Source organism: Vibrio renipiscarius, assembly GCF_000827885.1.
Lineage (GTDB): Bacteria > Pseudomonadota > Gammaproteobacteria > Enterobacterales > Vibrionaceae > Vibrio > Vibrio renipiscarius.
Window position 1 is genome coordinate 727,111 of sequence record NZ_JTKH01000024.1, and the last position, 20,157, is coordinate 747,267.

Genomic DNA, 20,157 nt, shown 5'->3' on the forward strand with positions numbered 1-20,157 from the left:
GCCTCATGAATGTGCGGAGTTTTTTTTCGTATTGTAAAACGGCATTGCATAAAAAATCCTACATAAGAAACCTCCCATATAAAAAGCGAGGATGAACAAGATGAAAATTGTTATCGCACCTGACTCATTTAAAGAATCGCTCAGCGCAAAGCAAGTCTGCCAAGCGATCGAAAATGGCTTTAAAGAGACTTTCCCGCACGCAGATTACCATCACTTGCCATTGGCCGATGGTGGCGAAGGAACGGTTGACGTATTAATGCAAGGCTTAACCGGTGAGCGCAAAGCGTCATTGGTAGAAGGCCCGCTAGGCGAACGTGTTTATGCACATTGGGCATTGCTCGATGAAGGCAAAACGGCATTGATTGAAATCGCGGCGGCATCTGGCTTGGACTTAACGCAACCAGAACAGCGTAACCCGCTGATCACCTCGACTTACGGGACGGGCGAGTTGATTAAAGAAGCGCTCGATGCGGGTGTGGATAAAATTCTACTCGGGTTAGGCGGCAGTGCCACTAACGATGGTGGTGCGGGTATTGCTCAAGCATTGGGCGCACGTTTACTTGATGCTCAAGGCAATGAATTGAGCACAGGTGGCGCAGCCCTTGAGCAGATCGCCTCGATTGATCTGACAGATATCCATCCTCGTTGCCAAGAGGTTGAACTCATCGTGGCTTGTGATGTGTCAAATCCACTGTGCGGTGAGATGGGCGCAAGCTCTGTGTTTGGTCCGCAAAAAGGGGCATCTCCTGAAATGGTGGCCATGCTCGACAGCGCATTGGCACAATTTGCCATGATCGCCGCCCCTTACAATGGCATGAATCACCAACAAAGCCCGGGTTTCGGTGCTGCAGGCGGTGCGCCGCTTGGTTTGTCATTACTGTTTAACTTGCACCTGCAATCGGGTATTGAAATGGTGTTGGATGTGCTCAATGCGGATGAGTTGCTTCATAACGCCGATTTGGTGATCACCGGCGAAGGGCAAATGGACAACCAAACCCTGCAAGGAAAAACGCCATTTGGGATTGCTAAGCGTGCGAACGCGCGCGGTATTCCCGTGATTGGCATCGCCGGATCATTGGGCCAAGATGTTGAAGCGCTCTACGAGCGAATGGATTCCCTGTTTGGCACGGTACGTTCACCACAAGCATTGCCACAGGTTCTAACTGAGGCGGAAGCCAACTTAACCCGCACAGCACGTAACATCGCGGCCACGCTTTACTTAGGCCAAAAGCTAGCAAAGAGAGAGAACCATCATGACTAAGGCGCTATTGAAGCTCGATAACGTTATCCAAAATTATATTTGGGGCAGCAAAACTGCGATTGGTGAGCTGTTTGGTATTGCCAATCCAACCGATCAACCTCAGGCTGAAATTTGGATGGGAGCCCACCCAAACGGGTGTTCTCGTGTGGCTGAAACGGGCATGCTGTTGTCTGATTTGATTGCGCAAGATCCACATGGCGTACTGGGTGGCTATACGGTTGAGCGCTTTGGTGAATTGCCTTATCTCTTCAAAGTCTTGTCGGCGGAAAAGCCATTGTCAGTTCAAGTGCATCCTTGCAAAGCCAAAGCGATTGAGGGGTTTGCGAGAGAGAATGCGCAAGGCATTGAGCTTGGGGCTGGAAACCGCAATTACAAAGATCCCAACCATAAGCCTGAGCTGGTTTATGCGTTAACCTTTTATAAAGCGATGAATGGTTTTCGTCCTGTCGCGGATATCGTCTCCCTATTTAACCAAGCCGGAGTAGAGACGCTGCGCACGGAAATTGATGCTTTGCATGCTAATCCTAGCTCGGAAGCATTATCCGCCTTTTTTACGGTCGTGATGAATCTGTCTGGTGAGCGCAAACAGCAGGCGATCGCAGAGTTATTAGCCACGGTTAATCGCGCGGCAAAAACCGCACGCGCGCGCGAGGCGTTTGAGCTGATCAAAGAATTTAGCCAAGAGTACGCGGATGACATCGGTTTATTTTCGCCATTACTGCTAAACGTAATAGAGCTTGAACCGGGCGAAGCAATGTTCTTGCATGCTGAAACACCACACGCTTACGTGAAAGGAACGGGCTTAGAAATCATGGCCAACTCGGATAACGTATTACGTGCCGGCTTAACGCCGAAATATATGGATGTGGCTGAGCTGATTGATAACACTCTGTTCCATTCGATTGCGCCGGACGACATCAAACTCGCCCCTTATCAAAGCGACAACAAATTGAGCTACCCGATCCCTGTCGATGACTTTGGTTTTGACATCATGGCGGCGAGTGCACAGAGCAAATCGCAATACGTGCGTGGTGCCGAAATTGTCATGTGTATTGATGGCGATGTGGTGTTGCAAAGCGGCGATGAAGAAGTGCGTTTGATCGCGGGAGAATCGGCGTTTATTTGCCATCATGCCAAGGTTTATCACTACCAAGGTGAAGGTACATTAGCGCGAGCATTTAACTGATCGCGTGACTTTTACTGATGAAGCCCCCAACGGTTTCAGCGTGTTTGAACATGAATGTCGTTGAAGCCGTTAAGCATGAACACCACGTTCCCCCTCGTGTTGTTTTATGCTTGAAAGAATTTAGCCCGTCTTTATGAAGGGCTTTTTTTGTCTATTCTGGCTTAAGCGCATATCAGCGCTTTTCACACTATCCGCCTTTTTCGCACGGCGCTTAGCACTGCTTTTCAAACAAGGCTAAGCAGCCCGGTTGACCTGTTACGTCACGATTGTTGAGTAAGCTTGATTGCCAGCCATAACTCTTACCAATACGACTGACAATGATGAGCCCAAGACCATGATCTATTGTCGTGTCACTGTGCAAGCCAATGCCGCTATCACAGACCGAAATACGCTCTGAACTGATGCGTACAGTAATGCTCCCTTGCACGGTAAAGCGAATGGCATTTTCAATATAGTTTTTGAGCACCATGTTCACGAGCGTGAGCGGCATATTAAGGCGGGTGTTGGGGGCTATTTCTAAGGAGAGCGTGACGCCACTGGCCAACATTTGTTGGTATTTTGATAAGTCGATACAGGCTTCATCGATCACCGTTACAATGGATTCTGTTGACGCGTTTTCCTGTTTGACGATATTCAGCAAAGCCTCGACGGTCTCTTTCATGCCATTGGTTGCGGAGAGAATACGCTGGCGCTGCTTCGCTTGAAAGTCTTTATCATCAGGTTTCATTGCTTGCAATTCTGCGGCGCTAAGGACGATAGATATCGGTGTTTTGAGCTCGTGGCTGGCGTATTTGGCAAACATCAATTCTTGCTTGGCGACACGATCTTTCATGCTTGAATATTGGTTGAGGTGGTCGGTTAACTGTTTGAGTTCATCAACCGAGTGCGCAGGCACCGTAAAATTTTCCGATGCTTGTTCACGTAGTTGGTGGCTGAGATCTGAGATTGGTAACATGAGTCGATCGAACACGCGCTTGAGTGCAATACGCAAGACAATGATCAAAAACATCATGAGCAATGTCGAAATCATCATCAGTACATTCCAGTTGTCATCCCATAAGTCCATTTTAAACGAGTTGATAGTGATGTAGGTTTGAATGTTATTCCCTTGATAGTCGAAGGCAAAATGGTAGGCCACCACGCCCGGCTGAATAAAGTGTTCGGCACTAAACTTGAACTCATAATTCAGCCGGTCAACGCTATTGAGCGCGATTGGCGCGAGCGCACGCAGTTGCTCGGTAAAGTCACTCTCACCGTAGTAGACGGTCACATATTCAGAGATCTCTAAACGGGTGCGTGGAGAGAGTCGATAAACTTGTTCAGCAATGCCTTGAAAGGATTTTAGGTGATCTTCAGTTTGGGCTTCTTCTTGCCAAACAAGCCGCAGTGAAAAGGCAAAGAAGACAAAAAATGAAGAAATCAGAGCAATCAGCGCAAATATGCGCATGGTGCGGATTCTGACCTCTTCAATTGAATTGCCAAGCTTAGCGAAAATATTCATACAGGGGATGGCTCGCAATGAGAGTCGTTAATCATCACGACTCGGTAAAACTAATTGAAAACCAGTTTTGGGAACGGTTTTCAGCATGGCAAACTCGAACGGTTTATCAAGCACATTGCGCAGCAAGTAAATGTGGCAACGCAGCACGTCGTTATCCGGGATTTCATCTCCCCAAAGCAGGTGGCTCAAGTACTCTCTTGAGACCACGTCGCCCTTCGCTTTTACCAGAGTACAGAGGATTTGGTGCAGGATGGGCGTGAGGATTAGCCGTTGACCGTTGCGAGAGGCGGTTCTTGTTTTCTCATCAATGGCGATCTCGCCATAGCTCAGCGTTGTCTTAGCGACTAAGCCCTTATGGCGTTTGATGAGAGCGCTCAGGCGAGCCTCAAGTTCAAGGAATTGAAACGGTTTAGAGACGAAATCATCCGCACCACAATCAAAGCTATTTAATAGATCTTGCTGCCCATTCAAGGCAGTTAGCATCAAAATCGGCGTTGTTATGCCGTTTTTACGCAAATTTTCTGCTATTTGCATGCCATCCATTTTGGGCAGCATTACATCCAAAATAATGGCATCAAAATCATGATGCATGGCCAATTCAAACCCAAGCTCACCATCGGCCGCAAAATCGGCAATCGCTTCCTTAATGTCTAGAAAATCGGCGAGGGTGCCTTGTAATTCGAGATTGTCTTCAACAACCAGAATTCGACTTTGTTTGAGCATCGGTAGTGTCCTTGTTAAAGCGATAGCGCGGTTTTAATGCCGTTAGAATACGGTTTGTTTTGTCGAATTTACGTCAAATGGGCGCTCTCTTTCCGAAATAAAAACGGGCTGACGTTCTTCCCTCGCCATTCGTTCTTTCTCGCGCTCAGACTGTGGGCTATTACAGCATAAAATACACCGCATTAATTTCAGGTAACGCATAGATTTCGACTTAAATTCGACAAATAGAACGCCACAATGATCGCATTAAAATGGATCGCACAAAATGCGGGGCAAAATAATGAAAACGACAATGATTGCGCTTATCGGACTGGTGTTTGCCTGCACAATTCAAGCGGCAGACTTGATAGGTTATGTGCAAGGGTTAAATAAACAAAGTGTTGTCGCTCAAGTGAATGGTGTGGTTGAAGTCGCCAATTTAGAGGTGGGTGATCGCGTGACTCAACATCAAATGCTTGTCCAAATTAAACCCAATGATTTTCAATTCAGTGTCAATAAAGCCAAAGCTCATCTCGCACTGGCTGAGGCGGATCTTGCCCTGCGCGAGGCGACATACCGCCGTTACCAAGCGTTGAGTAAAAAGAACAGCCTATCGATTGGCGAATTAGATACAGCGCGTGCGGCGTTTTTAAGCGCTCAAGCCTCGGTGATGGTGGCAAAAATCAATTACGACCAATGCCAACAAGATTTGGCGGATACGACCGTTGAAGCTCAGCTATCCGGTTATATCGCGAGTAAGCCAACGCAGGTTGGTGCTTGGGTCAGTGAAGGGGAATTACTGTATGAGATCATCAATATCGATAAGGTGACGCTGTCTTTCATGGCGAGTGAGTATGATCTGAAATACTTTACCGTTGAGCAGAAAGTGGTGGTGTGGTCTGAAACAAACCCTGAAATAAAAATGGCAGCGAAGGTTCAGCGTATTGGTGTGGAAAAACACAATCAAACGTACCCAATATTGGTCGAAATTGACAATCACAATCATCCGTTCAAACCGGGCATGTCGGTTTATGTTTCAACACAAATGTCGTTGTTAACTCATCCGCTGACAAAAGAGGTATGGTAATGAATGTTTTGGCCTACTTTGCCCGCCGTCAATTTTTAGCCCGCATCATTTCCGTGATGGTCTTATTTACCGGCGCCATGTCGTTAATGCAGCTCAATTTACAAGAGTACCCTGATGTAACGATGGGCAGCGCGGAAATTGACACGTTTTACGCCGGCGCAACGGCGCAAGACGTTGAATTGAACATTACCAATCCTATCGAGAAAGAGCTTCGCTCTGTCGATGGGCTCGCCTATTTTATTTCCGAATCCTCGGAAGGGCGATCTCATATCGAGGTTGAATATCTTCCAGGCGATGATGCCAATGTGATTTTACGTGATATTCAACAAGCGGTTGATCGCGTCAGAAACTTACCGAAAGACATCGATGCGCCGCCAGTAGTGACTCAACAAAAAACCACTTCTTTGGATGTGTATCGTTTTGGTGTCAGTGCCTCGGATAACAATCACGACGCAGCCTCATTGCAGCACTATGCCTATCAGCTTGAAAAGAAAATCAACACCGTAAGTGGGGTGGGTTCTGTCACGCTATCTGGATTTAATGACCGCGAGTTTTGGGTTGAGGTTGACCCGCAAAAAGCGCATCGCTATCAAGTCACGTACAATGAGATTGGCGCGGCGATCGAACAGCATAATTTGTCGCAATCGGGTGGCTTTGTTGAGTCTTGGAGCCAAGATCAGAAAATAGTCACGATGACGAAAGTGCAATCGACCGAGGATGTGGCCGACATCGTCATCAAAGCGCTCGATTCAGGTCAAATTGTGCGAGTCTCTGATGTGGCGACCACTCGTGATACTTTTGCTCGGGCGACGGAATCGCCGGTGATGAATGGTAAACCGGCGATTATCTTTTCGATTACGAACAGCGGTAGCGCCGATGTGGTGGCGACCATCGCCAATATTGAAGCCTTGTTAGCGAAAGAAAGTGGGCGCATCGGTGATCAATTTGTTTTCCAGACGGGGCTCGATCTTGGTCAAGATATGAGCGACAAGTTTACGATTGTCGCCACCAATGGCGCGATTGGGCTTTTGCTGGTGCTGTTGGTATTAAGCCTGATTTTGCAACGCCGCGTGGCATTTTGGGTGTCGATTTCGATTCCATTTTGTGTCTTTGGTGTGATGATGGTTTTGCCGATCATGGGGCTTAACCTCGACAGTATTACGCTGGCAGCATTACTGCTGGTCATCGGTATTATTGTGGATGACTCAGTGATCATCGCCGAAAGTATTTTCCAAGAAAAAGAAGCCGGAAAAACGGGTGTGGATGCGGCCGTATCGGGCACGATAAAGGTGATTAAACCGTTGATGGCCAGCTTGGTGACGACCACACTGGTGTTTATTCCGATGTTTTTTATCCCAGGCACCATGGGGAAAGCGGTAGCGGTTATTCCCGTTACGGTGATTGCCGCACTGCTGTTTTCTTTTTTGGAATGCACGTTGACGTTACCGGCACACTTATCGACAACGAAATCCGCAACAGAAGCCAAACCGAGCGCAATGCAACGCGATAAATTTCAATGGCTTTCACACCATTATTTACGGCTGATCAATAAGGCTCTGAACTACAAAAAAACCGTTATCGTTTCGGCGGTCATCCTTTGCGCGGTGTCGGGTATGCTGGTGTCTACCTTAAAAGTGGATATCTTCCCCACAGAAGCGGGGAAATACATTGAAGTGTATACCGAGGTAGCAGCGGGTACACCACTAAACAAAGTGCGTGATACTCAGCAGCGTATTGAAAAAGCCATTGAATCACTCCCCGAGTCAGAGCTGGTGAGCTATGAAATGGTCTATTCATCGCCAGTATCGCACGGCATTTTGACGCTAACGAATTATGACCAGCGAGCTCGTTCGGCTGAGCAAATTATCGCCGCGTTGAATGATCAACTGAGCTCGATTTCTAAGGCCGTTTTTATTAAGTTTTCGATTGATGCTGGTGGACCTCCTCCCGGTGAACCCGTCGAAATTCGCGTGCTTGGCGGTACGGGTAGCGAGCGTAATCAAGCGGTTGAAATGGTGATGGCATGGTTGAACAATGATGCGGGGGTGACGAGCGTTAACCACAGTGAAGCACTTAAAGATCCTCAGTTGAATATCGTGCCGCAATATCACTGGCTAGCCAAATACCACTTAACCGTGACGGATCTGTCAAATGCGCTGCGAGTCGGGTTTGATGGTAGCAACGTGACATCGACTTGGCTTGGCGATCAGGAAGTGGATATTCGCGTTGTACTTGATGGGCGCTTTCGCGAATTGGCGCAGCTAAAGACCACTAAAATCTATACGGCAGATGGGCTAGCGATTCCTTTAAACCGCGTCGCCACCATTGAAAAAATTGAAATCCCTCGCTTGATCAAACATTACAACGGTGAGCGCGAAGTCACCGTGTCTGCGGCTTTGTCTGATGCTTCACTCAGTCCGCTGGCGCTCTCGAATCAATTACTCAATGAACTGGCGGGGCAATATTCAGAAAATGTGACGATAACAATCGGTGGTGAAGCAGAAAGCACCAACGAAACGATGAGTGGGTTTATGGTGGTTTTTCCTGCGGCCATGGTCGCGATCTATTTTGTTTTGGCGGTGATGTTTCATTCGCTGTTACAACCGTTACTTGTGATGGCCGTAATACCCTTTGCGATCATCGCCTCGTTGATGGCGCTAGTGGTGCACATGCAGGCCATGTCGCTGTTTGGCCTAATTGGCGTGTTGGGAATGACCGGTGTGGTGGTGAATAACTCGTTAGTGTTGATCAATCGGATTAATGAACTGCGTAATGAAGGAGTGCTTGTGCAAGAGGCCGTCATTCAAGCATCGGTCAGTCGATTGCGCCCAATTATGATGACATCGATCACCACGGTGGTCGGGCTACTGCCGCTGGCTTATGGGCTCGGTGGAACGGATGTTTTCATGGGGCCAATGTCATTAACCCTCGGCTATGGGTTGTTGTTTTCGCTACCCGTTGTTTTGTTCGTTATCCCTGCGATGTACGCGTTGTGTTTCTCCAAAACGAGACCGTGAGCGAATGTCTACGCCACAATGACGCCTTTGGCATTGTTGAGGCGCAGACACGGAGGGGTTTTGAGTTGGGTGGCGATTGCCACCCAGTCGTTGTTACTGCGTGTGCGTTAGAGTGATTTCGCCAAAGACTCAAAGGCTTCCATGCGCACTTTTGATGTCTCTCTTGCAGCATTAGATGCGCTGTCTGCGGAAGAGAAGGTCGCAATCACGACATTCTTGTCTTGGTTTATGTAGAGGAACTGCCCGAAGACCCCGCGGTAAGTCGCGATGTTTTTCTCTGAGTCATGTACCCATAAAAAATTCTTATACCCTTCTAAGTGCGCATCATATACCCCTGTGCTTTGATCCTTATAAACACTGTTCATCATGTGCTGCTTTTCGGCATCTGTAAGGGTAAAGCTCTCTTTTACCCACTTTTCGGAGAAGACTTGCTCACCGTTGTATTGACCGTTGTTGACCATGGCAAGACCAACACGTGCAAAGTCTCTGAGTGTTGTGTTAAAGCCGCCGGTTGCAACTGGGTTATAGTTCATGTCGGTAATAAAGAAAGCATCGTGTTCAACACCCAATTTATTCCAAATATTATTCGCAATAAATTGATTGAGTGGTTCACCGCTCACGCGGGCAATAACCCAACCAATCACATCAACGTTAGGGCTGTGATATTCAAACTTATGGTTAATATCTAATGCTTCAGCCTGTTCAAACATCGCGGCAAAACTGAGCAAATCGCGCGGGGTATCGGCTTTTGTCGGATCCATCGCCATCAAGTCATAGGCCGGTATAAAGCCAAGTCGGCGGAAATATTCATAATGCACATCACCGGGCGCCATATTGACGTAATCTTCGCTGTAATCGATAGCGGAAGTCATATTGAGCAGGGTACGCAGTGTTTGTTCACCAAAATGCGTGCCTTTTAACTCGGCGATGTAGTGACTGACTTTCTCATCTACGTCCACTTTGCCTTGCTCTACGAGTAATCCAAGCGCCTGTCCAACCAGCGATTTAGTGCTTGAGGCCCATAGATGGTGATCCCTTGCGTCGAAATCACCAAAGTATTCTTCGTGGAGTACTTTGCCATCTTTAATGATGATGTAGCCGTCGGTATGATCGTTGATCATCGCGTCACGGAAAGTCAGAGTTTGGTCGCCATAAGCAAACGAGTGATTCACGACGTTAGGATTTAGATTGGCAGGAATGCGAGTGATATCACCATCACGAGGGACCATCACAGAGGGATGGATGCCCATATTCTGGAATGCCCATTGATTAAAAGGCGCTTGGGTGTAGTTGCTCAATGTCACTTGTTCGTCCGCTTGCGCAGGCACGGTAGACATAGGCTGAATATCGGCAAGCGCGGCCGTTGAACAAACGCTAGTCATGACCGCTGCGATTAATGTTTTTTTCATCTGAAATCTCCGTTAATGATCTTGAGTGTACGCCGTTAGATTAACGTGATAATTTCAAACAGATAAATTCATAATGTACGCCTAAAGCGTACAAGGAGACGTTATGATTTCGATAGAGCAGGTGGCGTGTTTTTCCGTTGTCTATGAACTTCAGAGTTACAGTGCGGCCAGTAAAAAACTGGGTAAGGCGCGTTCTACCGTGAGAGAGCGCATCTCTGCTCTTGAAGATATTATGGCGGTTGAGTTGTTTGTCATGGAAGGCAAGAAAGCGATTCCAACCGAGGTTGCGCATCGGCTGTATCCCCGCGCAAGGTTGTTAACACGTCAATCGATAGAGTTTGAAAACATTGCGTTGTCAGCTTATCAAGGCTTACTCAGCAATATCACCATTTACTATGACAGCCTGATACCCAGTCAATTGCTTTTGGCCATCGAATCAGAGATTAAAGCTCAGCAAAAGGGCATCAGCATTAATTGGTTGCAACGAGACCGCAATCATTGCTTAGCGCAGATTGAAAAGGGGGAAGCGCTGCTTGCGATCATGCCGGGAATGGGAAAACTGCACCCCAACGTTGGCATTGGTAATATTAATCTTGGGTCATTCCCGCTTGGCATTTTTACCTCGGTTAATTCATCCATTCCCAATCACCCGGTCTCATTGGCAGAAATCGCCACTGAGCAACAGCTCATTTTTGAAAATGATCTCACCAATGAACTGAGGCACAGTCAATTAAGCAGTGAGTTTGAGGTGGTCACATCCGAAAAAATAGTGATTGAGAAGCTTAAATTGGGTGGCTGGGTTGTCGCCAATATTGATGATATGCAGCGCTATATTCGTGCGGGCGATGTTCGAGAGGTCGCATTGATTGAAGCGCCTTCATTCATCCGTCAAGAGTGCATTATGTTCTACAACATGTCGTCGGAAATCTCACCGCAAGAATCGCAAATTCTCGACATTGTTGCCAAGGTGGCTAAGCGCTTAAAATTATAAATTTGCGTACTGGTTGGCGGGCGTAAAGGCGGAAAAATGGAAAGCTTGACCGTATAACTCAAGCTGTTTATATTATCGCCGCCCCACGGGCACACCCTAAAATGCACACCCGCTATCCTGCCATCATTGGTGCATTTATATTGGTGTTTAGAACCTTAATGCAAACGAATCTTCGTCCTTTTTCCCGTTTTACTCGTGAATCGGGTGCTTTGATGCACCTATCGATTCCTATTATTTTAACTCAAATTGCGACTCAAGCGATGGGCTTTGTCGATACGACAATGGCCGGTCAAGTCAGCCCTGCCGATCTGGCGGCGATTGCCCTTGGTGCAAGCCTTTGGATCCCTGTTTTGCTGCTACTTCGTGGTGTGATTATGGCGCTTACGCCAGTGGTCGCTTATCACCGTGGTGCGCGAAATTTTGAGAGCATCTCCGTTGAGTTTTTCCAAATGGTGTGGCTTGCACTGATTGCCAGTGTTTTGCTTATCGCTTACCTCGTGAGTGCTCAATCGATCTTAGAGTGGATTGGAGTCGCTTCTGAAATCATCCCGATTGCCAGCGATTATGCCTTTGCGCTTGCTTTTGGCGTGCCGGGTATTGCGTTGTTTTATACCCTGAATGGTTTTTGTGAAGGGATGAATAACACCAAAGCCCCCATGATTATTTCGATGATTGGTTTGTTGGTGAATATTCCGGTCAACTACGTGCTGATTTATGGCCATTTCGGTTTTCCTGAAATGGGTGCGGTCGGTTGTGGTTGGGCAACCAGTTTGGTTTATTGGTTGATGTCGGGTTTATTGTATACCTACATTAGAGCGCATCATCATTACAAAACCATCATTCACTTTACGGACGCGAAACCAAGAGCCAAGGAGATGGTTCATTTGTTGAAACTTGGTTTTCCGATTGGTATGAACATCGCTATCTGTGGCAGTATTTTTGCCGTCATCGCGCTGTTGATTGGTCGTATTGGGGCTGAGAATGTTGCCGCGGCGCAAATCGCGTTAAACATATCGAGCATGACTTACGTGATTCCGATGAGTATTTCGTTTGGTATCACGATTCGCGTCGGTTACGCATTGGGCGAAAATGATGAGTTGGGTGCGATTGAGCGCAGTAAAATTGGTATCGTCGTTTCTGCGATGGTGTCATTAATTGCCGTCGCCACTTTCTTGTTGTTCCCAGAAGTGATCATTCGCCTTTATACCACCGACCCTGTTATCAGCGCGACGGCTGCTACCTTGCTTGCCATGACGGCGCTGTATCAATTTAGTGATGCGCTGCAAATTGGTGCCAATGGTGCGCTACGCGGCTACAAAGACACCAAGATTCCGATGCTTTTGGCGGTCGCTTCCTATTGGGGTTTGGCGTTGCCACTGGGCGTGGTGTTGGGACTGACAGATATTATCGTTCCTGCAATGGGCGAGAAGGGCTTCTGGGTGGGTATTTTGACGGGTTTAACCGTGGCTGCTGTGTTGATGCTGTTGCGTTTGCGTTATGTGATTAAAAACCGCTCAATACTTCCTACTGATACAGTAACTGCAAATTAATAAGAAGCGCGTGATGGTTTCCCATCACGCGCTTTTTTGAATGATGTTTTTGCTCGCTGAAGTGATGAGTTCGCCGAATGTATGCTTTTTAGGCGTGTTTGGAGCTACAAATTCCTTCAGCATTGTTATGATATTTGTCATTTCACATTAGCGGGCAAGTTGTCATTACCGGTTTCTTATTCAGCTATTAAAAACTCAATATCATTGTATTCGTAGTAGCTGGTTGGTAATCGACTGGTTACGATTGAATCAACGCTTTTTAAATCAGAAAAACAAGAGAGCGATTTTTTGTTGAACTTCTCGCTGTCACAGCAAACGACAACACGGCTTGCTTGTTCACACATTAGCCGTTTCGTTTTACCCAAAGAAATATCCGCAGCAAATGCTCCTTGAGGGTTGATAGCGTTAACACCAATAAATGCTATATCGACATGAAGGCTTTTTAATATCGCATCATAGTAATCATGGTAGGTGCAGTGATATTGATTCTTGACAAAACCACCAAGTAAAAACAGTTTGATGCCATCGAATAGCTCTAAGATTCTGGCGATCTCAAAGTCATTTGTTATAACAGTAAGATTTTTTTTGTCTTTTAAATTGTTGGCAATATGAATAGTGGTGGTTCCGGTATCGAGCAATATAACTTGGTTATCTTGGATAAGTGTTGCGCATTTTTTGCCAATTTTTATTTTTTCGACTTTGTTGGTATCGCTGCGAGAATCAGAGTTCACTTCAATTTGAATTTTACTTTTAGATATAGCCCCACCATAGGTTCTGTCTAACAGTTCTTTGGATTCAAGTTTTTTTAAGTCATTGCGGATCGTTGCTTTTGTTACTGAAAACTGACTGGCTAAGTCATCGACGGTCACTTTTCCAAATTGTTCTATGGCTTCTAGAATGTGTAAGTGTCTTTCTTCTGCAAACATATCAATACCGAAAACAAAGAAAGTGGGCGAACCCACTTTTTAATTATTTAAATTGATCAAATTCTATCATTTCGCCATTTGGACCTTCAATCATAATGTAGGTCACGCCATTATTGGCAAAAGGTAAATCAGTATCGGGCACAGATAATGGGATGCATTTACTCGATAAATTTGATTTTATTTCTGTAAGGTCCTCGACACTTAATGCGAAATGATGGATCGCGCCAGCTTTTCCTACTGTAGGTTCTTGGTCTAGTTGGTAAAGCTCAATCAGTGTTTTGCCAAATGCTAAGAAGGCAATATGGTTGGTGCCTCCTTTACCTGAATCTAAATTGTGACGTTCAATAACGTTGAAACCAATATCACGGTAAAACTTTTCACTTGTGGCGATGTTGGAAACAGGAATGCCTATGTGGCCAGAAAAATCAGTTAGCTGCATTTTTTCACCTTTTTCACTTATGCGATTTCATCATTGTTGTTGAAAGCGTCTAGATTATCTAACGCATCATAGAAGTGTTGGGAATGCTCATAGAGAGAATTAAACAGTTCATATTCTTTTGCGTAGAATTTAGTCCATTCTGGGTTTGGTAAGATTTCTCGTTCAAATTGGACTGTTTTTTTAATTGCTTCTTCGATGGATTGAAATAGACCAACCCCAATTCCACCAATGATCGCGCAACCTAACACACCATTTTCATCGGCTTTAGTTTTCACTATGGGTTTGTTGTAAATAGATGCTTTTATTTCCAGCCAAAAATCATCTTTAGCGCCACCACCAGAAGCAATAAAATAATCGATATTGCTGCCCATTAGGTCAATATTACGCTTGGCCGCAAATGCAACTCCTTCCATTACAGCGCGGTAGAGATCTTTCGCTCGGTGTTTACGCGATAATCCAAAGTACTGTGCTCGCGAGTTGGTTTTATTCGAATTACGTTCACCAGTAAGGTAAGGCAAGAAAATAAGAGAGTTAGATCCAACAGGAGATTGTTTTGCGAGCGCCACTAGTTCTGAGTAGGATATGTTATTGTCTTGCAATGCTAATCTCGCCCAGCGCATGGCATCGCCACCTGCGTCCAATATACTAAATGTGCCCCAAGCAGGATTTGCTAAGTGAAGATTATTGAGCAGTAGATTGTCTGAAGGTGTATCGGTCACAATAGTGATTAAAGTTGATGTCCCTGTGCTGTCAGAGGCTTGCCCCGACCGATAAACACCAGAACCAAGTAATGTTGCTGCAAAATCAGAAGTTCCAGCTACGACAGGGGTTCCCACAGGAATCATTGTTTCTAGTGCTGCTTGTTCGTTCACGTAACCGATGACATCTGATGCGAGGTGAACTGTTGGCAAAATACTGCGTGGAATGCCCATTAATTCAAGAACGGAATCATTATAGTCACGAGTGCTTTGGTCCATCAGATAGAAACAAGAGGCTTCGCTGTAGTCAGTAGTAAGGCTGCCACTTAGCTTGTAGTTGATATAGTCCTTAGGCATCACAACTTTGAATATTCTTTGCCAAACATCAGGTAGGTTTTCTTTGACCCACATGAGCTTAAAGCCCGACCAGGCACTGGTAGGGGGGTTATTAACGATCTTCGCTAGTTCCTCCGCTTGCGTTCGAGCTTTGAATTCTTGAACAATGCTCTCTGTTCTTTTGTCATTCCAAAGAATGGCACTATCAATGGCCAACTCACCATCTGAGTCAATCAGAACTGTGCCGTGCATTTGGCCGCAAGAAGCGACAGAGGCGATACGGGAAAGTTTTTCAGGATGTTTCGATAGAAGCTCATTGGTGCAGGCTTTTGCTCCTAGCCACCATGAAGAGGGGTTTTGCTCCGACCAACCAATATGCGGGGTAATTTGATCATGCTCTTTTTGTACTATATCGATGATGTTTCCAGTGTTATCGACTAAAGCTGAGCGTACACTGCCAGTTCCGACATCTATCGCAAGAATGATATCTTTCATATTGACCTACCTTAATACATCTTAAAAGGTGCGATTCTTCGCACCTTTCGTCACTATTAGTAATCTAATTCAGGGAATAGCTCTGGGTTCGCATTTAATTGATCTAATACTTCTTTTGCTGTGCTAAGGCTAAGGCCAAAACGACGAACACCCACAGCATAAAGTTGTTTTACCAGTTCAAGAGAACGGATGCCGCCCGAAGCTTTGACTTGTGTTGCTCTACCATTGATTTGGTTAACAATGATCGCACAGTTTTCGACTGTTGCCCCGGTTGAAGTCCAACCTGTTGCTGTTTTTACCCATGCCATACCTGCTTTAACGGCCAGTTCTGATACCTGACGGATTTGTTCTTCATTTAAATAATGGGTCTCAAGAATCGTTTTAATTGGGGTTGGGTAAGCGGCTTTTACCGCAGCGTTAAGTTCTTGTTCTACATAATCATAGTCGCCAGAAAGTACACGCCCAATGTTACATACCATATCAATTTCACTTGCGCCATTAGCGATGGTTTGATGTATTTCAGCAATTTTTGTGCTTGTAGCGACGCCTCCTGATGGGTAGCCAATCGGCGCACCAATTAAGACATCTGGGTAGTCGACCAACTCTTCACGCAGCATAGGTACCCAGTTAGGCAGCACATGTAATGAGATAATGTTGTATTGCTTAGCAAGTTCCGCGCACGCGATGATATCTGCTTTGGTACTCTGTGCTTGCACTGCACTTAGGTCAATCATTCTGGCTAGGTTACGACAAACGTTGTTCATTGGAATTTCCTGTTATGTTGAACTGATAGGTGCATTAAAATGCATCCACTCAGTTGAATAAACTGACGAAAATATCCTTCGTGATAGCGATATATTATCAATGCCGAGATTGTTATTTTTAGTGATGTCGGTCACCTTTATTTTTGTTATTTAATCTTATTTCTGTAAGTTCGAAAGAGAAAGCCATTAAAAAGAACGCAAACAAAAATAAAGGTCGTTTTATTTAACGACCTTATGCGTGAGCCTGGTAGGCTATTCTAGCTGCCATTTTTTAACGATGGCTTCTGCATTATCAAGTAATTCTTGTGAGTAGGGGGATTGAATGAACATTGCGTTTTCGCGGATTTGTTGCTCTGTGTACGCGCCCGCAATAATAGAACCAATTTCTTCTTGAGCGACTAGCCAATGCAATGCGAGATGAGCTATCGGTATATTAGCCTCTTGCGCAAGGTGTTTAAGTTCTTCTACACAGTTAAAATAAGGCTTGAATGCGGCTCCATTGAGTTTTGGATTTGCTGCACGAGAATCATGTTCGTCCCAGTTTCCTTCGAGCTTTAAAGACCCAATAAGTAATCCTTGCATCAACGGTGAGTATGGTAAGTATTTGATATCGTGTGTCTGGCAAAATGGTAAAGCTTCATCGCGAGCGCGATATTCTAGCGGTATATTGTGATAGTGGGTTGGATTCTGTTCGAGGAGGTTATATAGCCCTTGGAAGGTCGCAATTTCAACATGTTTTTGTATCTCTAATGTCATTTCTAATGAGTAGTTTGAAACGCCAATATGTCGAATCTTGCCTGCTTCTTTTAGTAGTGAAAGTGCCGATGCGGTTTCTTCTATAGGCGTGTGAGGATCAGGCCAGTGTAACTGATAGAGATCAACATAGTCAGTACCGAGCCGAGTCAGTGAATCTTCGATTTCTTTTGTGATACTTGCTTTGCTTAGATTGTTTTTTGGTGTTTTACTTAAGTCATTTACATCCCAGATTAACCCACATTTGGTTGCGATATTGACAGAATCTCTACTTTCTCCTTTCAATGCTTTACCTAAGACTTGTTCCGCATTACCAAATCCATAGATAGGAGCTATGTCGAAAAAATTAATGCCGACATTTAGGGCTTCTTTAATTGTTCGTATCGATTGATCTTCCGTTACGTTATTCCAGGTTCCGCCAATTGCCCAGCAACCTAATCCCATTACTGATGCATTGAGATCTTTGATTTTTTTATACTTCATATTTCCGCCAAGGTTAGTTATTTAAGTCAGAGGAAAAGTTAAGTCCATATGAGATAAATAAAAATAAGGCAAAATGGACAAGTTGATGTCAATCACAGCGGACTCTTAGCATAAATAGAGAAAGTGATTTTTATCACTTTGTTTTCTCTCTTTTTCGAAAAAAATGCATTTAGGCAGTGTTTTTTCCCAAATTGGGGGTAAAAGTGCAAAAAGTAAGAGATCGAAATCACATTTGATTTTTTTTGGTTTGCATTAGGATGAAACGGGTCACGTTCAGAATTGACTCGAGTTTCTTTGTCGACGCCCTTGTTAAAGAATCATAAAAAATAAATTCATTTAATAAGGGTTGAATATGGAATCTGTTTCAAGAAATAACACCACTTCGAATGAAGTAGAAAATGTTGGAGCTGAGTTAGATACCAGTTGTTATCTACCTAAAACACCATGGGTTAAGTTTATTTTGGTTTGTTTGGTGTTCTCTGTTTGGGGCATTGCCGCAAGTCTAAATGATGTCTTGATTCCTCAGTTCCGGAAGGGCTTTGAACTATCTGATACACAATCAGCTTTAGTTCAATCGGTATTTTTCTTTGGTTATTTTGCTTTTGCTTTACCTGCTGCGACCATCGTTAAGAAATACTCCTATAAAACAGCCATCGTAGTAGGTTTGAGTTTGTACGCTTTGGGATGTTTTATGTTCATTCCAGCAGCAAATACAATGACCTATGTGGCATTTTTAGGTTGCTTATTGATTATATCTTCGGGTTTGGCATTCTTAGAGACCTCTTGCAATACTTATTCTACGCTGATGGGTGACATCGGCACATCAACGCAGCGCTTAAACTTTTCGCAAGTGTTTAACTCTGTTGGGGTCTTTTTAGGTATTTTTATTGGCCAGCAATTAGTTTTCAGTAAATCAGATGCTTCCCATGAAGAGTTAATTGCTATGGCGCCTGAAGTAGCTAACGCGATTCGCATGGAGATGGTTGAACAGGTTGTATCACCTTATATCTATATGGGTATTTTCTTGCTGGTACTTGCCGTCATCTTCGCTTTTGTTAAATTTCCAGCTTGTCGACCTCAAGAGACACAAGCTGAGGAAAAAGTGGATGTAAAAGCATCAATCGCACGTCTTTTCCAAATCCCTCATTTTCGTAAAGGGTTAATGACGCAGTTCCTCTATGTTGGTGCGCAAGTGGGTATTTGGTCATTTACTATTCGTTTTGCACAAATGATGTATCAAGGTCTGACAGAGCATGCTGCGGCAAATTATTTGATGGCTGGTTTGGTTATTTACGCAGTTGGTAAGGCGATTGCGACGGTAATGATGAAGCGTATTGAACCATCAAAGTTGCTTGGAATTTACGGAATCATCAACTTTGTATTAATTACTTTTGCGGCACTTAATCCATCAGAAATTTCTTTGTTTGCAGTTATAGCTTCTAACTTGTTTATGTCGCCGATGTTCCCAACAACTTATGGTTTGTGTATTAAAGGATTAGGTAAGGATACATCATTTGCAGGTTCACTAGTGGTGATGACGATTGGTGGTGGTGCTGTGGTTCCGCCGTTAATGGGACTTATGTCAGATTCGCTTGGTGGCAATATGCAATTAGCCTTTATTTTACCAGCGCTGTGTTTCGCTTACATTGGTTACTATGGAATCTACTGCAATAAACGCGGTTTGTAAGCGAGCCGTGAACTCTTCTATGTAAATGATGAACGGAAGGCGTGAGCCTTCCGTTTGTGCGATGTGTCGTTTTTTGTTCACTTAACCTTCCAGCAAGTTTTTTCCAATCCAATCAATAATCTTCAAAATCTGAATCTGCGATTCGCGGCTGTAGGGAGAAATACCATCCACTTGTTCTTCCAAGTCTAAGTTGGTATTGGCGATCGCCGCCAGTGTTGAGCCAACGTGGCTGATCGCCAGAACCTTCAAACCTTTGCGCTTAGCGTTGTGCGCCATCTCCACCACCGCTTGTGTTTCTCCGGATTTACTCACTAACATCACGGTGCCTTTTTCGGCGCGTGCGAGCTGGTGGATATCGGTGATCACCAAGTGCGGGATATTAGCGAGCGAGAGAAAACGCGATAGATAAGTGACGCTCACAATCGATGCGCCACGCGAGTAAAGGTACACCACCGGTGAGGCGTTAAGCGCTTGTGCGACAAGCATAATACGTTGCGATAACGAGGCTTCATCTTCGCCCACTACCGTCTGTTTTCGCAGATCTTGCACCAGTTTGTAGCGCAATTCGGTATAGCTGGCATAGCCCATTTTCTTGCACACGCGATTAACCGAGGTGGTGGTGGTTAAGGCTTTATTGGCAATGGTTTTGGCGGCGATCTCGTGCAACTCACTGGCATGAGTAATGAGGTATTCGTAGATTGCTCGTTCAATGCCTTTGAAGGTGTTCATCGTATGACTTATTTAGAAAATGGCTAGGGCGCTATTAGGCGGGAAAATGCGGCCTATTTCCTTGATGAGCTTCACAAAAGTATCGTCATACATGGCTTGTACGATGAAACAGTATCTTGATACATAACGGAAAAATATACTGC

The 20,157-nt window shown here is 45.1% G+C and carries 16 protein-coding genes; 7 read left to right on the forward strand and 9 right to left on the reverse strand.

From position 1 onward, the window contains the following. Window positions 1–100 precede the first annotated feature (100 nt). Window positions 101–1,261 (forward strand): glycerate kinase, encoded by a 1,161-nt coding sequence (locus OJ16_RS16900; protein WP_040992403.1) that lies wholly within the window; start codon window positions 101–103, stop codon window positions 1,259–1,261. Continuing rightward, the gene (manA, locus tag OJ16_RS16905; protein WP_040992404.1) at window positions 1,254–2,447 is read left to right on the forward strand and encodes a mannose-6-phosphate isomerase, class I; all 1,194 of its coding nucleotides are present in this window, start codon (window positions 1,254–1,256) and stop codon (window positions 2,445–2,447) included. The genes OJ16_RS16900 and manA overlap by 8 nt, the downstream gene beginning before the upstream one ends. A gap of 211 nt (window positions 2,448–2,658) precedes the next feature. Here the strand turns inward: manA and OJ16_RS16910 are convergent, their stop codons facing one another. Beyond that, complete coding sequence (locus OJ16_RS16910) at window positions 2,659–3,894, reverse strand: sensor histidine kinase (protein ID WP_082030285.1); 1,236 nt, start codon at window positions 3,892–3,894, stop codon at window positions 2,659–2,661. Between the two features lie 81 nt (window positions 3,895–3,975). Beyond that, window positions 3,976–4,671: a response regulator transcription factor gene (locus tag OJ16_RS16915; protein ID WP_040992407.1), complete on the reverse strand. Its 696-nt coding sequence runs from the start codon at window positions 4,669–4,671 to the stop codon at window positions 3,976–3,978. Between the two features lie 280 nt (window positions 4,672–4,951). On the opposite strand from OJ16_RS16915, the gene OJ16_RS16920 reads away from it, so the two are divergent. Both OJ16_RS16920 and OJ16_RS16925 read left to right on the forward strand, forming a co-directional pair. Then, the gene (locus tag OJ16_RS16920; protein WP_040992408.1) at window positions 4,952–5,737 is read left to right on the forward strand and encodes an efflux RND transporter periplasmic adaptor subunit; all 786 of its coding nucleotides are present in this window, start codon (window positions 4,952–4,954) and stop codon (window positions 5,735–5,737) included. Beyond that, window positions 5,737–8,754, forward strand: coding sequence for an efflux RND transporter permease subunit (locus OJ16_RS16925; protein ID WP_040992409.1), 3,018 nt, complete (start codon window positions 5,737–5,739; stop codon window positions 8,752–8,754). The genes OJ16_RS16920 and OJ16_RS16925 overlap by 1 nt, the downstream gene beginning before the upstream one ends. Before the next feature lie 107 nt (window positions 8,755–8,861). On the opposite strand, the gene OJ16_RS16930 is transcribed toward OJ16_RS16925, so the two are convergent. Then, on the reverse strand, window positions 8,862–10,163 hold the full coding sequence (locus tag OJ16_RS16930) for a serine hydrolase domain-containing protein (protein WP_040992410.1): 1,302 nt from the start codon (window positions 10,161–10,163) through the stop codon (window positions 8,862–8,864). A 103-nt stretch (window positions 10,164–10,266) separates the two neighbouring features. On the opposite strand from OJ16_RS16930, the gene OJ16_RS16935 reads away from it, so the two are divergent. Next, the gene (locus OJ16_RS16935) at window positions 10,267–11,154 is read left to right on the forward strand and encodes a LysR family transcriptional regulator (RefSeq protein ID WP_040992411.1); all 888 of its coding nucleotides are present in this window, start codon (window positions 10,267–10,269) and stop codon (window positions 11,152–11,154) included. Between the two features lie 158 nt (window positions 11,155–11,312). Next, window positions 11,313–12,704: an MATE family efflux transporter gene (locus tag OJ16_RS16940; protein ID WP_040992412.1), complete on the forward strand. Its 1,392-nt coding sequence runs from the start codon at window positions 11,313–11,315 to the stop codon at window positions 12,702–12,704. Between the two features lie 176 nt (window positions 12,705–12,880). Here the strand turns inward: OJ16_RS16940 and OJ16_RS16945 are convergent, their stop codons facing one another. The 5 genes from OJ16_RS16945 to OJ16_RS16965 all read right to left on the reverse strand — a co-directional run bounded on the left by OJ16_RS16945 (window position 12,881) and on the right by OJ16_RS16965 (window position 17,598). Next, a complete protein-coding gene (locus tag OJ16_RS16945; RefSeq protein WP_152613863.1) occupies window positions 12,881–13,630 on the reverse strand; it encodes a DeoR/GlpR family DNA-binding transcription regulator in 750 nt (249 codons plus the stop codon). A gap of 43 nt (window positions 13,631–13,673) precedes the next feature. Continuing rightward, a complete protein-coding gene (locus tag OJ16_RS16950) occupies window positions 13,674–14,069 on the reverse strand; it encodes a VOC family protein (protein ID WP_040992413.1) in 396 nt (131 codons plus the stop codon). 17 nt (window positions 14,070–14,086) lie between these two features. Next, on the reverse strand, window positions 14,087–15,598 hold the full coding sequence (locus OJ16_RS16955) for a xylulokinase (RefSeq protein WP_040992414.1): 1,512 nt from the start codon (window positions 15,596–15,598) through the stop codon (window positions 14,087–14,089). A 56-nt stretch (window positions 15,599–15,654) separates the two neighbouring features. Then, on the reverse strand, window positions 15,655–16,362 hold the full coding sequence (deoC, locus tag OJ16_RS16960) for a deoxyribose-phosphate aldolase (protein WP_040992415.1): 708 nt from the start codon (window positions 16,360–16,362) through the stop codon (window positions 15,655–15,657). A 252-nt stretch (window positions 16,363–16,614) separates the two neighbouring features. Beyond that, window positions 16,615–17,598 (reverse strand): aldo/keto reductase, encoded by a 984-nt coding sequence (locus tag OJ16_RS16965; RefSeq protein WP_040992416.1) that lies wholly within the window; start codon window positions 17,596–17,598, stop codon window positions 16,615–16,617. Between the two features lie 352 nt (window positions 17,599–17,950). Here OJ16_RS16965 and fucP point away from each other — a divergent pair, with 352 nt between their 5' ends. Continuing rightward, window positions 17,951–19,285, forward strand: a complete 1,335-nt coding sequence (gene fucP / locus OJ16_RS16970) for an L-fucose:H+ symporter permease (RefSeq protein WP_040992417.1) — start codon at window positions 17,951–17,953, stop codon at window positions 19,283–19,285. Window positions 19,286–19,366: 81 nt separating this feature from the next. Here fucP and OJ16_RS16975 read toward each other — a convergent pair whose 3' ends face one another. After that, on the reverse strand, window positions 19,367–20,014 hold the full coding sequence (locus tag OJ16_RS16975; protein WP_040992419.1) for a MurR/RpiR family transcriptional regulator: 648 nt from the start codon (window positions 20,012–20,014) through the stop codon (window positions 19,367–19,369). Window positions 20,015–20,157 lie beyond the last annotated feature (143 nt).

Bases quoted from the DNA above. Each gene is read 5' to 3' on its own strand.
- OJ16_RS16900 (WP_040992403.1), top strand. From the start codon at position 101: ATGAAAATTGTTATCGCACCTGACTCATTTAAAGAATCGCTCAGCGCA.
- manA (WP_040992404.1), top strand. From the start codon at position 1,254: ATGACTAAGGCGCTATTGAAGCTCGATAACGTTATCCAAAATTATATT.
- OJ16_RS16910 (WP_082030285.1), bottom strand. From the start codon at position 3,894: ATGCGCATATTTGCGCTGATTGCTCTGATTTCTTCATTTTTTGTCTTC.
- OJ16_RS16915 (WP_040992407.1), bottom strand. From the start codon at position 4,671: ATGCTCAAACAAAGTCGAATTCTGGTTGTTGAAGACAATCTCGAATTA.
- OJ16_RS16920 (WP_040992408.1), top strand. From the start codon at position 4,952: ATGAAAACGACAATGATTGCGCTTATCGGACTGGTGTTTGCCTGCACA.
- OJ16_RS16925 (WP_040992409.1), top strand. From the start codon at position 5,737: ATGAATGTTTTGGCCTACTTTGCCCGCCGTCAATTTTTAGCCCGCATC.
- OJ16_RS16930 (WP_040992410.1), bottom strand. From the start codon at position 10,163: ATGAAAAAAACATTAATCGCAGCGGTCATGACTAGCGTTTGTTCAACG.
- OJ16_RS16935 (WP_040992411.1), top strand. From the start codon at position 10,267: ATGATTTCGATAGAGCAGGTGGCGTGTTTTTCCGTTGTCTATGAACTT.
- OJ16_RS16940 (WP_040992412.1), top strand. From the start codon at position 11,313: ATGCAAACGAATCTTCGTCCTTTTTCCCGTTTTACTCGTGAATCGGGT.
- OJ16_RS16945 (WP_152613863.1), bottom strand. From the start codon at position 13,630: ATGTTTGCAGAAGAAAGACACTTACACATTCTAGAAGCCATAGAACAA.
- OJ16_RS16950 (WP_040992413.1), bottom strand. From the start codon at position 14,069: ATGCAGCTAACTGATTTTTCTGGCCACATAGGCATTCCTGTTTCCAAC.
- OJ16_RS16955 (WP_040992414.1), bottom strand. From the start codon at position 15,598: ATGAAAGATATCATTCTTGCGATAGATGTCGGAACTGGCAGTGTACGC.
- deoC (WP_040992415.1), bottom strand. From the start codon at position 16,362: ATGAACAACGTTTGTCGTAACCTAGCCAGAATGATTGACCTAAGTGCA.
- OJ16_RS16965 (WP_040992416.1), bottom strand. From the start codon at position 17,598: ATGAAGTATAAAAAAATCAAAGATCTCAATGCATCAGTAATGGGATTA.
- fucP (WP_040992417.1), top strand. From the start codon at position 17,951: ATGGAATCTGTTTCAAGAAATAACACCACTTCGAATGAAGTAGAAAAT.
- OJ16_RS16975 (WP_040992419.1), bottom strand. From the start codon at position 20,014: ATGAACACCTTCAAAGGCATTGAACGAGCAATCTACGAATACCTCATT.